Source organism: Psychrobacter sp. I-STPA10, assembly GCF_021012795.1.
GTDB lineage: Bacteria > Pseudomonadota > Gammaproteobacteria > Pseudomonadales > Moraxellaceae > Psychrobacter.
The window spans coordinates 1-16,109 of sequence record NZ_VFYU01000030.1; the positions used below are offsets into that span (position 1 = coordinate 1).

10 protein-coding genes are annotated in these 16,109 nt (G+C 41.5%); 4 read left to right on the forward strand and 6 right to left on the reverse strand.

From position 1 onward, the window contains the following. Positions 1–254 precede the first annotated feature (254 nt). Positions 255–1,454: a globin domain-containing protein gene (locus tag FHK89_RS13930; RefSeq protein WP_230661512.1), complete on the forward strand. Its 1,200-nt coding sequence runs from the start codon at positions 255–257 to the stop codon at positions 1,452–1,454. Between the two features lie 105 nt (positions 1,455–1,559). Further along, entirely contained in the window at positions 1,560–2,936 is a 1,377-nt protein-coding gene (locus FHK89_RS13935) for a molybdopterin molybdotransferase MoeA (protein ID WP_230661514.1), read from the forward strand. A 94-nt stretch (positions 2,937–3,030) separates the two neighbouring features. On the opposite strand, the gene FHK89_RS13940 is transcribed toward FHK89_RS13935, so the two are convergent. Continuing rightward, positions 3,031–4,431, reverse strand: coding sequence for a Na+/H+ antiporter NhaC family protein (locus tag FHK89_RS13940; protein ID WP_230661515.1), 1,401 nt, complete (start codon positions 4,429–4,431; stop codon positions 3,031–3,033). Between the two features lie 457 nt (positions 4,432–4,888). Here FHK89_RS13940 and FHK89_RS13945 point away from each other — a divergent pair, with 457 nt between their 5' ends. Then, positions 4,889–6,091, forward strand: coding sequence for an amino acid aminotransferase (locus tag FHK89_RS13945; protein ID WP_230661517.1), 1,203 nt, complete (start codon positions 4,889–4,891; stop codon positions 6,089–6,091). A gap of 396 nt (positions 6,092–6,487) precedes the next feature. Here the strand turns inward: FHK89_RS13945 and FHK89_RS13950 are convergent, their stop codons facing one another. From FHK89_RS13950 to speB, 5 genes are all read right to left on the reverse strand, one after another. Beyond that, positions 6,488–8,095, reverse strand: coding sequence for an aldehyde dehydrogenase family protein (locus FHK89_RS13950; protein ID WP_230661519.1), 1,608 nt, complete (start codon positions 8,093–8,095; stop codon positions 6,488–6,490). 189 nt (positions 8,096–8,284) lie between these two features. Next, positions 8,285–9,691 carry a YjiH family protein gene (locus tag FHK89_RS13955; protein WP_230661521.1) on the reverse strand — a complete coding sequence of 469 codons (1,407 nt, stop codon included), beginning with the start codon at positions 9,689–9,691 and terminating at the stop codon, positions 8,285–8,287. A 23-nt stretch (positions 9,692–9,714) separates the two neighbouring features. Further along, complete coding sequence (dld, locus tag FHK89_RS13960; protein WP_230661527.1) at positions 9,715–11,490, reverse strand: D-lactate dehydrogenase; 1,776 nt, start codon at positions 11,488–11,490, stop codon at positions 9,715–9,717. A gap of 341 nt (positions 11,491–11,831) precedes the next feature. Next, positions 11,832–13,562, reverse strand: a complete 1,731-nt coding sequence (locus tag FHK89_RS13965) for a 5-guanidino-2-oxopentanoate decarboxylase (protein WP_230661529.1) — start codon at positions 13,560–13,562, stop codon at positions 11,832–11,834. A gap of 219 nt (positions 13,563–13,781) precedes the next feature. Further along, a complete protein-coding gene (gene speB / locus FHK89_RS13970; protein WP_230661531.1) occupies positions 13,782–14,750 on the reverse strand; it encodes an agmatinase in 969 nt (322 codons plus the stop codon). Between the two features lie 191 nt (positions 14,751–14,941). Here speB and FHK89_RS13975 point away from each other — a divergent pair, with 191 nt between their 5' ends. Beyond that, the gene (locus FHK89_RS13975) at positions 14,942–15,877 is read left to right on the forward strand and encodes a LysR family transcriptional regulator (protein ID WP_230661533.1); all 936 of its coding nucleotides are present in this window, start codon (positions 14,942–14,944) and stop codon (positions 15,875–15,877) included. Positions 15,878–16,109 lie beyond the last annotated feature (232 nt).

A 16,109-nucleotide genomic window follows, 5' to 3' on the forward strand; every position in this document is an offset into this window, starting at 1 on the left:
GGTATGGGAGGGGTCATATATCAATTTAGTAAAATAAGTTGAGAGCGAGGTTATATATAGAAAATAAAATATACCAAATACCAAAAATAAATTTGTGCAGCGATATGATTGATTCATACCATCAACGTCCCCATTTTATATTGTGAAAGGCATTATCCGCTTAACTTAAATAGAAGCGTTGTCTTTCAACACGAAGTCTAGATACTGTTTTTTTAAACTGTCAACTTTCAACTTCAATTAAATAGGCAACCATCATGGCTACCCAAGAACACATTGAAATCGTAAAATCTACCATTCCTGTATTAGAAGAACATGGCACCCAAATTACTAAAGTATTTTATAAAAATATGTTTGCCGACCACCCAGAATTACTGGATATTTTTAATAAAACTAATCAACAGCAAGGGCGACAACAGACTGCGCTTGCGATGACAGTTTTAGCCGCTGCCAAACACATCGAAAATTTAGCAGTACTACTGCCACAAGTGAAGCAAATCGGACATAAACACCGAGCCTTACAAATTCAACCTGAGCATTATCCAATCGTTGGTAAATACTTGCTTGGTGCAATCAAAGAAGTATTAGGCGATGCAGCGACCGATGATATTATCGAAGCATGGGCAGATGCTTATAACGACATTGCCAGTGTCTTTATTCAAGTAGAAAAACAAATGTATGCCAACGCAGCATGGCAAGGATTTGTGCCTTTTACAGTGAGCAATAAACAAATCATTGCCACTGACATTGCTGTCTTTTATGTTAAGCCTAAAACTAATAATGACAACCACACCCAGCAAGCCATTGACCTTGATAAGTTGACTTTAAATGCAGGGCAATACATCACGGTCAAAACTCACCCTGCTGACAGCGATAACTTAGCATTGCGTCATTACTCATTGTGCTCTACCAACACAGACAATGGCATTAGCTTTGCGGTCAGACGAGACAATCGTAATGCGCATCATGGTTTGGTGTCTAATTATTTGCACGACAATGTCAATATTGGTGATGAAATTTTACTCTCTGCGCCCGCAGGCGACTTTCAATTGCAGCCAGAGTTAATCACTCAAAATAACATTCCTTTGGTGCTTATCAGCGCTGGAGTTGGTATCACGCCTGTGCTTGCCATGTTAGAGACTCAAATTCATAGCAATCCCAATCGTCCTATTATTTGGGCGTATGCCTGTCAGAATAACGCTCATCATGCTTTTGCTGATGAAGTAGAACAGCTATTAGCACAAGCTGATAACGTAGAAAAACACATTTTTTATTCAGAGGACGGACAACGTCTTGATGACACATGGCTTGCCAGTCTTCCCAAACCTGCCGATGTCTATGTTTGTGGTTCGATGCCATTTATGGAAAGCATCATTGATGGCTTGCATGCCTTAGAACATGGCAAAGACAGTGTTCACTATGAACCATTTGGCCCTAAAATGAGCTTGGGGGGTTAGGCATAAATAGGCATATAGACATAGAATAGAAAAGCAAGTTTATAACAAATTGCAATCTCTAACCACAGCACCACTTTTATACACCAACAATCTTAGAGGTTTATCATGATATCCCTGCAACAGCTTCAAGCAGCCATCAAAGAGCGTATTGGCAGTTATTATAATGCGCAGTTTTATCACCAGCGGCAAAAGCTGTGCGTGGATTTACTGCAAAGCATGGGCTGTATTTTAGCAGAGGATATCACTGCCCCCTTTGATGTACCAAGACAAAACTTATCCTCTATGGATGGCTTTGCGCTTGCCATAGGCAGTCAGCTTGCTGAGGGCACACACATTGAGATTGTTGGTGAATCGCAAGCAGGACAACCATTTGATGCCGCAACTAACCAACACATACAAGGGCAGAGCCTACACGCAGGACAAGGAGTACGAATTTTTACTGGGGCAGTGCTACCAGCAGGGTGCGACACGGTGGTGATGCAAGAGCATACCAATTTTGAACAACTGAAACAAAATCAACAACACAATTTAGATAAATCTCAGCCTTATTTGATTACTCTCAGCCAAGCGGCAAAGTCCAACACCAACATTCGCCAGCAAGGAGATGAAATCAAAGCCGATGAGGTGGTATTAAGTAAAGGCAAACGATTAAACCCGACCGATATCAGTTTGTTGGCAAATTTGGGCGTGGCACAAGTGCAAATTTATCAGCCGTTAGTGGTGGGCTTATTGGCAACAGGTGATGAGTTAGTCGAATTGGAGCAACCGCTCACCTCTTTAGCCCAGATTTATAATTCCAACACCCCAACTCTAAAAGCCTTATTGTCCGAGCTGCCTGTCAGCATCAAAGATTATGGCATATTAAAAGATGATTTGGCTGAAATTGAGCAGTGTTTGACCACGGCAGCACAACAATGTGATGTGCTGATTTCTAGCGCAGGCGTGTCGGTAGGTGACTATGACTTTTTGACCACCGCCATTGCAAAAGTGGGCAAAATTAACCACTATAAAGTGGCGATGAAACCGGGAAAACCGTTTGTTTTTGGTGAAATGCAAAGAAGTGACATAAAAAGAAGTGCAGTACAAAGGAATGACACAGATACGCCAGTCCAGAACACCATTTTTTATTTTGGCTTACCGGGCAATCCTTTATCAGCAGTGGTTAGCTGTTTGCAATTGGTGATGCCAAGTTTGTGGCAAATGAGTGGCGTTAAAGTAGATGATGTACCAATGAGGCTAACAGTAAAAGCCACTTTAACCACGGATATTAAAAAATCAACAGGACGTCTGGACTTTCAACGAGGCATACTCACCCAACTTGCCGATGGCACATATCAAGTGACTGCGCTAACAAGCCAGCAATCCCACCGCATCAAGCAGTTAAGTAATGCCAACTGCTTGATTGTGCTAGATAAGGACAGTGGCAATGTCGCAGCAGGTGCAGTGGTGAATGTACAGCCGTTTAAATGGTGTCTGGCATAAATCATGCCACTCTCAACTTTATTTTACCATGTGTTGTCTTAACACGTATTGTTTTAACACGTATTGTTTTAATAAGCTGCTATCTTAGCTGTGGCTATTTGGCTGCATTTAAACGACTGATTGTAATACCCGTAAATCCAAATAATAGGGTGAGTAATAGCGATAAATAACAGAAGAAGGCATAAGGCAGATAATCTAAGACTGGCACATCTAAAGCTTGACTAATAAACACCCCACACACGCTCCACGGTACCAGTGGATTAATCACGGTGCCTGCATCTTCAATGGTACGAGAGAGGTTTTTGGGGTGTAACTGCAAACGCTCAAACGTCTGCCGAAATGCCGTCCCTGATAATAAAATACTAAGATACTGCTCACCAATAAGCACATTGATACTCAGTGCCGTCATGGCAGCAGCAAATATCGCTCGACCTGAGTTGGTTAAGGTCTCTTTTATGCCATTGAGCAAAGCAGGCAAAATTCCTAAAGTATTGAGTAAACCACCGAGACTTAATGCCAGTATGACAATGGTCTGGGTAAAAAACATGCTTTGCATACCACCCCGTGATAACATGCTACCAACATCACCTAATTCTAAATTTTCAGCGGGCTGATAACCTGCAAATAAATAGCCCCCAAGCTGCTCAATAGAAGGTGTGCTATGTATATAAGTAATTACCAGTGCAGAGACAATGGTACAAATGATGCTATAAATGGCATTAACCCGAAACAATGCCAATCCCAATAACACCACAAATGGCAACACCGCATAACCATGTACCAAGCCACTTGCGACAAGATGTGATTGTAATACCGTCACTTGCTTTAAATCGCCACTGACTGTCTGCCCAGAAAAATACCAAAATATTACCACCGTCAGTATCCATGCAGGCACGGTGGTATACATCATATTGCGCATGTGCTCAAACAAATCTATGCCCACTACCGATGCAGCAATGGTACAAGTATCGGACAATGGCGACATCTTATCACCAAAAAAAGCCCCTGATACCACTGCCCCAGCAGCAATGGCAACATTGGCATCAAAAGCATGGCTCATACCAATAAATGCCACCCCCAATGTCGCCACTGTGGTCAAACTACTACCCAAAGCGATACCGATAATCGATGTTAAAATAAAGGCAGAAATATAGTAATATTGTGGAGATATCAGCTCAAAACCAAAATACATCAATGTTGGTATCGCTCCAGACATCATCAAAGCAGCAACCATCAAGCCAATAAAGAAAAATAAATAGATTGCCCCAATCCCGCTCACCACCCCAGATGCCATTTGCGCCTGCATATCTTTAAACTTAAGCCCCTTATATAGCCCAATGGCAAGCAATACACAGATGGCAAGCAGCAAAGACAAATGTGGCACCCAACCAAAGCCAATCATGGTCACACCCATGATGGCAATAATCAGTGCTGAGATAATAAAGGCAAGTTTGGTTGAAAACTGGGTCAAAACGGTGGGGGATAATGGTGACATAACACATCCTAGCGTTGCCAAAGTATGGCAAATATGAGATTTTATTTATAATTAAGCAAAATTAATTACTTTATAAATAAAAATGAAATAGAAAATATTGCAATCTGGGCTAACTTTTTTTAACGGTGATATATTATTAATTCTACTATACTCACCTTGAATAAAGCCAACTAAAGCCAGCTAAATTGCTTGTTTTAGTACTTAGCTTAGTCTTGTTTTAGTACTTAGTTTAGTTCAGTTAAGCTCAGTACTGACAAACTCTTTTAGTACAACTTGCACAATTTGCACAATATAAATCTAGGTTTACAAGCATCTAACATTGAGTTAATTGCCAAACTGGTTTATGCTTTAAGGTAGTTTTTTACTACATCATTTTTGTGCAATAGAACCTTATAATCTATGAACTTTTTTATTGGTTATGGGTTCTATATTTTTGTAAGAAAAAAAAGGAAAAACAATGTTTGAACATGTCAAAGAATATGCGGGCGATCCTATCTTAGGGCTAAAAGATAAATTTGTCGCCGATACCAAAGCAGATAAAGTTAACTTGGGTGTGGGCGTGTATTATGATGAAGATGGTAAGCTACCTGTGCTTGAATGTGTGCAAACCGCTGAACAGCGTATTGCTAACCCCATCTCTCCACGTCCTTATTTGCCAATGGCAGGGTTTGCAGGTCATCGTAAGGGCTGCCAAGAATTACTATTTGGCAAAGACGCACAAGTGCTACAAGAAGGGCGCGTTGCGACCATTGCAACCATCGGTGGCTCAGGGGCATTAAGAGTGGGTGCGGAATTTATCCATGAGTGGTTTCCACAATCAAAATGCTACGTTAGCGACCCCACTTGGGGCAACCACATTGCTATCTTTGAGCACAGTGATGTCGAAGTAGGTAAATATCCTTACTATGACAAAGCCACCAATAGCGTTAAATTTGATGAGATGGTCAGCTTTTTACAGACACTCAACAAACACGATGTGGTCTTGCTACACCCTTGTTGTCATAACCCAACCGGTATGGATTTGAGCAAAGAGCAATGGGATAAAGTACTAGAAGTTATCCAAAAACATGAGCTTATCCCATTTATGGACATCGCCTATCAAGGCTTTGGTGAAGACATGGAAAGCGATGTTTATGCTATCCGTAAAGCAGTTGATATGGGTTTGACCTTATTTGTGAGTAACTCATTTTCTAAAAACCTATCACTCTATGGCGAGCGTGTCGGTGGTCTATCTGTAGTTTGCCCAACTGCCAAAGAAGCAGATATCGTGTTTGGGCAGCTCACCTTTACTGCCCGTCGTATTTATTCTAGCCCTCCATCACATGGCGGTCGCATCGTTGATATCGTCATGAATGATGAAAAACTACACGAGCAATGGGTGGGTGAAGTCTATGCCATGCGTGACCGTATCAAAGCGATGCGACTTAAGCTAAAATCAGTACTTGAAGCCAAAGTACCTAATCGTGACTTTGATTATCTTACCCGTCAAAATGGTATGTTTAGCTTTACTGGCTTGACTCCTGAGCAGGTTGAACGCCTACAAACTGAGTTTGGTGTGTATATGATTTCAAACTCGCGTATGTGTGTGGCAGGTCTGAATGTCAACAATATTGACTATGTTGCCAATGCCATGGCAGAAGTGCTAAAAGAAGATGCGTAACCAAAAATAGCTAAGCTATCAATAGCTATCAATATAAAAAAAGAAGAGACGAACTCATCTCTTCTTTTTTTTTATTTTTTTTATTTGTTTTTATCATTGACTTAAAATGACAACTTTCTAACATTTAACCTATCAAGTAAGACAAACATAAATAGTGCAAGTCATACATCAATAAGCCTACTAGGATCTATTGAACTTTCACCCCGTTAGGCTAATCTCTACAGGAGATACAGCTATTTTTTACTTTCATACGCCACTCTCAACTTATAAGACCCCCTCCTAACTTCCCCCTTAAAAAGGGGGAAGAACTGGCTTTGAAGTCCTCCCCTTACTTCAAGGGGAGGTTTCGGGAGGGGTTAAGTTGAGAGTATTGCAAGTGAGCCAAATAGTATGACCTTAATCTGCCTTGGGCAGTAAAATATGCTTGCTTTTTTGATACGCTGCCAGTCCATCCGTGCCAAGCTCTCGCCCAATACCACTTTGCTTAAATCCGCCCCAGCCTGCTTCTGGTACGACGATTTGCTGCTCATTAATCCAGATATGTCCTGCTTGGATTTGCATCGCCATGGATAATGCCACAGCTTCATCTTGACTCACCACACTAGCAGCTAATGCAAACTGACTGTCATTTGCCAAATCAATGGCTTTAGCATCATCACGAAAGGTATGACAAACTAACACAGGGCCAAATATTTCCTCTTGCCACAAACGGCTATCTGTGGGTACCTCAATATAAATCGTTGGGCTAACAAAATAGCCTTGTCGCTGTAGCAAACTACCTCCTGTCAGACAAGTAAGATTCTCTGATGTTGCAATTGCAAAATATTTTTGTACCTGTTGCTGCTGACGCTCACTGACCACAGGCCCCATTTGAGTATCAGGATCAAAGCCATCACCGATGGTTAAGTTTTCTGTGGCAATTTTAAGCTGCTCAAATAATGCTTCAGCAATATCAGCATGTACCAATAAGCGTGAAGTGGCAGAACAGATTTGCCCCGCATTACTAAAAATCCCGCCAATGATCAGCTCACACGCTGTCTGCACATCGGCATCGGCTCGCACAACGATGGCAGATTTGCCACCGAGCTCCAGGCTGATGTCTTTTATGCCAGATGCTGCTTGCACCATGACCTGTTCACCAACGCCATTACTGCCCGTAAATGAGACTTTATCTATTAACGGATGCTGGGTCATTGCTGTACCCACTGTCGCACCACCAGGAAGGATATTAACCACCCCTTTTGGTAAACCAATCTCGGTCAAGATATTACCCAATAGCAATTCAGGTAATAATGTCAGCTCTGAAGGTTTTAACAACACCGTACAACCTGCCGCCAAAGCAGGCGCTAACTTCCATGCAGTTGTTACCATAGGGAAGTTCCACGGTACAATCAAAGCACACACACCAACAGGAGCATAAGTTTTTAATAGCCGAATACCTGTTTCATTTGTCGCAATTTGTGTCGTGTTTGGTTGCGAAGGTTGAGTGTGCTGGGTTGTTAGCAAATTGGCATAATAGCGATAACAAGCAATGGCATCACTGACATCAATTGTTGCCTCTTCAATAGGCTTGCCATTATTCAATACTGACAATCCCACCAAGGTATCAAACTGTGCCTGCATAGCACTGGCAATGGCTTCTAAATAGTCTGCGCGCTCGCTAACCGATGTCTGTGACCAAGTCGCAAAGGCATTGGCAGCAGCATGAGCGGCACGATCAACATGCGACTGATCACACAGCCTTGTACTGGCAATCACCGCTCCCATACTAGGGTCATATAATGGATGTAGACCGTGTTGATTGCTAAGCTCTTGCTCTGCCTCTATTGGCTGAGTTGGCTGGTTTGATGGCTCAATAATGCTCCACTCACCATTGATATAACCTGCATTTAATACCACTTTTTCATGCACTATCTTTTTAATAGCCTCTCGCTGAATACGGGGGCGATGGTTGGTATCTGTTATGCTTGGATTTGCGCTTGGGTGTGTCGGTGTATCTTGCATAATATGTCCCACTTTTTACTAAAAAAACTTATGAAAAAATGTTTATTTACTGTGACCATACGCTACATCAATAAAGGCATGTTAAACACTCATACATGATCTTTATTAGCCTCATGGTTAAGTATTCAACACGCCTTCATTATCAATATTTTAATTTTTAATGGTTATACCATTTACTGATAGTTGCTATTAATACAACATATGTGCCACAGCAGTAATAACCACCAAGCTGATAATGGTACGCAAAATAAAGATAGCAAACAGCTCTAAGACATTGAGTTTAATATTGGATTTTAAAATCAACGCACCCACCTCAGACATATAAATAATCTGGGTAATGGAGGCTGCACCAACAATAAAGCGTGTCATCTCACTGGTGATGCTTTTACCCACCAATGCAGGTAAATACATATCAGCAAAACCCATAATCATCGCAGGGGCAGCCGCAGCCGCTTCAGGAACTCTTAATAATTCTAACAATGGCACTAATGGCGCAGCGATCCAATTAAATATGGGGGTATATTCAGACAGCCCCAAGCCAATCGTACCAATGGCGAAGATAACAGGAATCAAACCAAAATAGATGTCAAACAAATTAACCACACTGTGCTTAAATACTTTACCCAAACTTGGCATAGAATAAGCACGAGTCACAGCACGATTAACTGCCCATTGATGGGTGCTATATTCTGTTGGAATGTTTTCATTCAAACGACTTGCACCCGAATGATACGTATCAGGCTTCATCGATAATGGCGGAATACGTGGCATGATAATCGCCGCAATAAAGCCAGTTAAAGCAATGGTCAAATAAAAGGAAATAAAGTTGCCTTCCACACCAATGGTCTTAGCAACAACATAAGTGAAGGCAATTGATGTCACCGAAAACGTGGTGGCGATAATACAGGCTTCACGTTGACTATAAAAGCTTTTATCATACTCTTTCATCGTCACCAATAGCCCAATAGATGCTGCTCCAAACCATGATGACATGGCATCAACGGCAGCACGTCCTGGTAACTTAAATAGCTTAACAAAAACTTTGCTTGCCAATGTACCCAAGTATTCCATCAAACCAAAGTCAGTCAAAAATGGCAGTGATAAGATGGCAAAAAAGAATAGCGGAATTAGAATGGGAACTAAATCTTCAAAAATAACCCCACCTGTATTACGGTTAATAATAAACTCAGGCCCGATTTGTAGATAAATCATCCAAATAAATAATGCACCCAAAAATCGTGAAAACACCCAAAACCAATCCACATCAAATAAGTTTTTTAATACTGAGTCTTCAGCCAAATTAGGTTTTAATAGCTTGACTGCCAATGTTCCCAAAAATGAGATGGTCACAATAGCAAGGGCGATATATTTTACTGACTCACCCAAAATACCCTGCAAAGTATCTGTTAATACGCCTAATAAAATGGTGACTTTTCCGCCCCACTCAAAAGGAATGATAAATAATGCCATACCTAAAATAGAAAATAAGATAAACTTCCACAATGACAACTTCCACTGCTGACCTTGTGGCGTTTGTAAATCGGGTGAATCAGCATCCAAGATGGGCATCTGATTTTTATCGATATGAACTGTCATGTTTTTTCCTCCAAATGTGGCAATTACTGCCAATATTTCCTTTTTGTTGTTTGCCCGATCCCCGGGTTTAATGAATTGGTTGGATCCAACTGCTTATAAAATGCATAAAGTGGTGGTTTTGCTGGATACATGTGTCCAACATTATGCTCAGCAGGGTACTCAATGTGCCGCTGATTATAAAAGTTTAATAATTGTTGTTTAAATGTCTTTGCCTCTATCCCTGAGTGTAATAAATAGTCTTGGTGCATGACATAACAAAAGAAATGTCCCAAATAAAAAGTCTCTTTTACTTGTTGTTGTAAGGATTTGGGTAAGACTTCATCCCAGTCTTGTGCGTTTCTAGGCAGTGCAATATCTGTTGATAACAGCTCACCAAACTTATGATGGTTTAGATCATAATAACGAAACATCGCTGCTGTCGCTGCACTGCGAAATACCAGTAATTTTTTTGCTTCTGTCGTTGAACAAGTATGCAGCGCTAATGGATACTGCTTGGCATGGGCCTGCAAAAATGCTGCTGCTGCTTGAATATTGTCAATATTCGCTCTGGTGGTTGACTCCTCATTATTGGTGTTATGGTAATGGTTGTTATTATGCTGGTTACTATGATGACGGTTGCCGACTTTAATAATTAAATGATACTTATAGTCCATTGCTTGGGTACGTAATGGCTTTGGCAACGCTTCTGGTAAAAAATGACAAACCAATTGCAATATATTATCTGGCAATGTTTTGGGCAAATGCCATTTGTGCAAATAATAGCCGATTTTTGCTTTTAACCGATACATACGACCTATGTGATTGGCAGATAATTTCAGCATACTCAAGCAGGTATCTCGACCATAACGCAACGTCACCTTGTTATAATCTCGGTGCATATATTCTGCCAAAATAGGCAGTTCGAGTTTGCTTTTTAACCACTGTTGCCGAAGTTTGGTCAATGCGGTGTCATCATTACTAGAAACATAATAGGTTTGTTCTTGCTCATTTTGCGCAAAAGTTGCTACTCTGACCGCAAAGACAATCAACTTACCCGCTGAGCCTGATGCTTCATATAGCCCATCGGTATCATTATTAAATCTGGCAGGGGTGCTGGCATCGCAGTCACGCACTTTGCTCTGATACTGATGATTGCTGCATTTTTTTGCAATGCTAGCAGGCTCTGCCTTGTCTACAAACTGTCCTTGCTCTAGATTAATGAGCATCTCTTCTGGTTGCTCACCCAACTCTATCCCTAAATGATTAATCAGCTCAAACTTACCAGACTCATTACGCCTTGCAAACAAAGCCATCTGTGTATAAGCTGGGCCTCGTTGTAATAGCATGCCACCTGAATTATTACAAACGCCACCAATAATGGATGCACCAACACAGCTAGAGCCTAAAACAGAATGTGGCCCACGCCCAAGCGGCGCAAGCATAGATTCTAGCTGTTGCAGCGATGCTGCTGGCAATGCAATGGCATCTTTGGCATCATTGAGCAAATAGATACCTGCCAATGCCTGCATTGAAATCACCACCACATCACGATCATACGCTCCAAAAGGTGTCGACCCACCTGTTAGCCCGGTATTGGCAGCTTGAGCAATGATAATCACATCAGCCGTCGCACAGATATTAATGGCCCGCCACAGTGCCACTAGAGACTGTGGAATAATCACTGCCAATACAGAGGTTACAGCAACATCCAACATCCCTTGCACATAGGCAAACTGCTGACTAGGTTTGGTTAATAAATAACGCTCCCCTACCACTTCTGCTAAGGCACTGAGTATTTGAGACGATGACTCAGAAGACAACAACGTGGATTTTCCTTGATGATTTATAATTTATAATATTTTATTATAGTCAGTCTAATATCATTTCACCATATGACAAACAAAAATAGTGACGGCTTTGAATTTTTTTCTATCAGATATTAACGCCACAGAGGCAGATAATATCACGATTGATTATTAGTAGGCACACCATCGCCTACTAAATTACTGTAGATGATATAATATTTCAATATAGGATGACTAATTCAATAAAATAAATTGAATAAAATCATCATTTATAAGAATGATATTATGATTTCAACGAAGGTTAAATAATCTAACCAACATTGAGTATTCCATTAGCTACTTATTCACTAACACCATTAACTAAAATAGTGAAAGGATGTCCCCATATTAGCAATAAACGCATCTGCTTCATTAATCTCATAAATCATTGGCTGTCGCCCGGTCACATCTTGCTGTAATGCAGCTAATAACTGCTGCTCATCAGTAATTCTGCGATAGCCTGCACCAAAGCCTGTGGCTAATAACTCAAAATGGGGAGTTTTAATATTGACACCAATTAATGGCAAATCACGCTGTTGCATATAACGGCGAATCTCACCATAGCCTTGATTATTCCAAAGTAGCACAATTAATGGCAATTCTAATTCTACAGCAACAATCAACTCAGCAATGGTAAATTGAATACCACCATCGCCAATCAAACTGACCACAGGCTGACCTGTTGCCACCATTGCGCCAATAGCGGCTGGCAAACCATAACCCAATGTGCCAAATCCTGTCGAAGAGTTAAACCACTTTCGGGTGGCAAGGGCTTCAAAACCATGATTACCACTGTACACCGGCTGAGTGGAATCGCCAACAATAATCACTTCTTCTATATTATCTCGCAGCAACTTAAGCAGCGCATTTTGACCCGCAAAGTGAGCAGGCATGGCATCAATAAGACGCGCTTTGACTTCTTTAACAATTTGTTGCGCTTGATGCTCTAGCTGATAAACGCTGAGACGTTCACACAGTCCACTAATCGCCAGTTGCGCATCTGCCAATATCGCAATATCGGCTCTAAAGGGACGCTGTAGCTGATGTGCATCACAATCAATGCGAATTAACGTGCCATTAATACAAAAGCCGCCATCAAATACCACATCATAGTCTGTCTCACCAAGCTCTGTACCGATTGCTAATACCACATCAGCCTCAGCGATAAGTTGCCGAGCTGCTAGCAATGACTGATTACTACCCAAACTCAGTGGATGTGCAGGGGGTAATAATCCTTTGGCATTGATGGTCAAAAAGGTGGGCGCATCCCACAACTCCGCCAATCGCTGTGCATCTTCATTCACTGCCACACAGCCACCACCGAGTAGCAAAACAGGTCTTTTGGCTTTGGTTAGACACTCAACCACCATATCTAATTGGGCAGGATGCGGTAACGGGCGGTTGTTCGGTAGCGCAGGATGATTGCTGGGAAGATGAGCGTTTATATTTGTGCTCGGCGGCTTGGCAACATGACTGGCATCGGCAGTAATCACATCTATGGGCAATTGAATATGTACTGGTAATGGTCGCTCACTACTAAATACCGCAAAGGCTTCAGCAATGATTTTTGGTAGGGCTTCAGGCTTCCAAATGGTCTTGCTATATTGAGCCACTTTGCTAACCAGTCCTTGTTGATCATGCAACTCATGCAAATGCCCTTCACCACTGCCTGTGTTACTAATTTTATTGACACTAGAAATCACCAACATTGGAATGGAATCAGCAGCGGCTTGTGCCATCGCCGTCATAATGTTGGTCATGCCCGGCCCTGTGATGATAAAACATACCCCTACTTTGCCTGAAGCCCGATAATAACCATCTGCCATAAAGCCTGCCCCTTGCTCATGACGGGGAGTAATATGGCGGATTTTGGTATTGGGTAGACCTCGATATAGCTCAACAGTATGCACACCGGGGATACCAAAAACCGTCTCTACGCCATAATATTCTAGCCACTGTACCAATAACTCCCCACAGGTGAAAGTTGCTACTGCGTCACTGTTATCTTGTATGGTGGTCATTTGCGCATTGTGGGTGCTTTGTGTCATAAATCATCCTAAATTAAAAACTATACCAAGCTCATGCAAAGGTTGATAACATTGATTATTATTGGTTAAAAATTGATGGTTAAGGGTTAAGTCAAAAAATTCTCTGATAAAAAGCATATCGTCCTTGATATGCTGTTATTTTTTAGCACTGGGTTTTTAACACTTGTTTACTTGTTTATTATGAACCATAACCATCTGAGCGACTAATGATTAGTATGATTAATAAACAGCTTTGACTTTTTCATCATAGCGAACACCGGGTAAAATGCACAGCATCTCAAACAATAAGTTCGCCGCCAATACAGACGTATTGCCAAAAGGATCGTAAGGGGGTGATACTTCGACCAAATCACAACCAACCACATCAAGTCCACGCATGCCTCGAACAATTTCGATGGCTTGTGTAGAGGTCAATCCACCAATTTCTGCCGTCCCTGTCCCTGGTGCAAAGGCAGGATCAATACCATCTATATCAAAGCTAAGATAAACAGGTCCTTTACCTACTTTTTCTCTAACTTCTGCCATCAGTGGCGTCAATGACTTATACCAGCACTCTTCAGCAGGCACGACTCGAAACCCTCTTTGCGTCGACCAATCAAACTCTTCAGCACTATAACCAGTACCTCGAAGCCCTATCTGTACCACACGGCTACCTTCAATCAGATTTTCTTCAACCGCACGACGAAACGGTGTGCCATGTGCAATCTTTTCGCCAAACATCTCATCATTAATGTCTGCGTGGGCATCAATATGTACCAATCCCACAGGACCATATTTTTTTGCCATGGCTCGTAAAATAGGCAGGGCAATCGTATGATCGCCACCTAATGTTAGCGGTATGGCATCATGTTTGAGAATTTTTTCGGCGTAAAACTCTGTGATAATATCCATACTTTTTAGCAAATTAAAAGTATTAATTGGCACATCACCAATATCTGCCACTTGCAATGACTCAAATGGTGCTGCTCGTGTGGCAACATTATAAGGACGCAGCATACGTGATTCATCCCGAATCTGTCTAGGACCGAGTCTTGCGCCACTGCGATTAGACGCACCAATATCTAGAGGCACACCCACAAAAGCAGCATCTAACCCTTGGGCATCAGGCTGAGTAGGCAGACGCATCATCGATGCAAACCCACCAAATCTTGGCATCTCATTACCGCTTAAAGGTTGGTTAAAATTCATGCATGATATCCTTATAAATAGTTGATCAAATTAGACAAAGTTACGACTTACCTTAACCATACCTAAATATCCTTATTTAGACTATGGTAAATTTTAGAAGTAAACTTCTAATTTTTCGTAGTAAAATATCAGTTTAAGTTATTATTGAGAAGTATTACCATTAACAATAAACATTAGTTATGGAAACTGTGATGTTAGATGAATTAATGAAAATAGATGTCAAGACGTTGCGTAGTTTTATTGCCATTGTAGAATGTCAAGGCGTCACCGCTGCGCAAACACGGCTTAACTTAACCACTTCCGTGATTAGTGGACATCTGGCGCATCTTGAAGACCGCTTACAAATGCGGCTGTGTCATCGTGGACGTGGCGGCTTTGAGATGACAGAAGATGGCTTAGCAGTGTATGAGGCATGTTTGAGCTTTCAAGAGGCAGTGGCAAACTTTCAACATCAACTGCATTATATTCGCCAGCTTGATTCGGTACGCGGTGGTCATATTCGCCTGTGCTTGGCAGACCAATTGCCCACATTTTTTTATGATGCACTGCGCTACTGCTTGGCAGACAGTTATGAGAAAAATCCACTGATACATTTTTCGATTGATGTGCAAAGCCCTGAAAATATGCTAACTAACATTTTGAGCAATGACAGTGATCTTGGGGTGGGATATTTTGGTAAGTTCCCTCCTTTACTGACCTTTAAAGAAGCTTTTACCGAACGGCAAGTAGTATGCTGTGGGCGCGACCATCAGTTATTTAGCCATGATGAAACACTCACCTTTGAGCAATTAGAGCAAACCTATGCATGGGTAAAACGAGGCTATAGTGTCGATCATCACATTCACCATGTGCATCCAAAGATACTCAGTGCGACCACCTATCATATGGAGGCAACCGCACAGCTTATTCTTGCTGGGCATCATGTGGGTTATCTGCCCCATGATTTAGCCAAGCGTTATGAGAGCATGGGACAAATGAAAATATTACTTCCCGACATTGCCAGCTATGAAGTCTGTCACCACTGGGCATATCGAGAAAATCTAAACCATCTGGTCGCCGCCTTTTTATCGCAAATGATGACACGTATTCAAAACATTAAAGAAATTGGAAATAAAATCAGTGTCTAAACAGAGTAAAACTAAGAACCTGTATTCATAATCCAAAATCAGGGGAATTTTAAACTAAAATTGCGTAATACAAGGCAAATTTTGGGGCGAATAGTCACTCTATTTAACCCAAATTAACCCAAAATTTAACGCCGTAGTACGTCTATTTTAGGCAAAAAGCTACCATTATGGGTTGTGAATACAGGTTCTAAAATCATCCATACCCTATGATGCTGTGTAGTCGTTCTTTGTC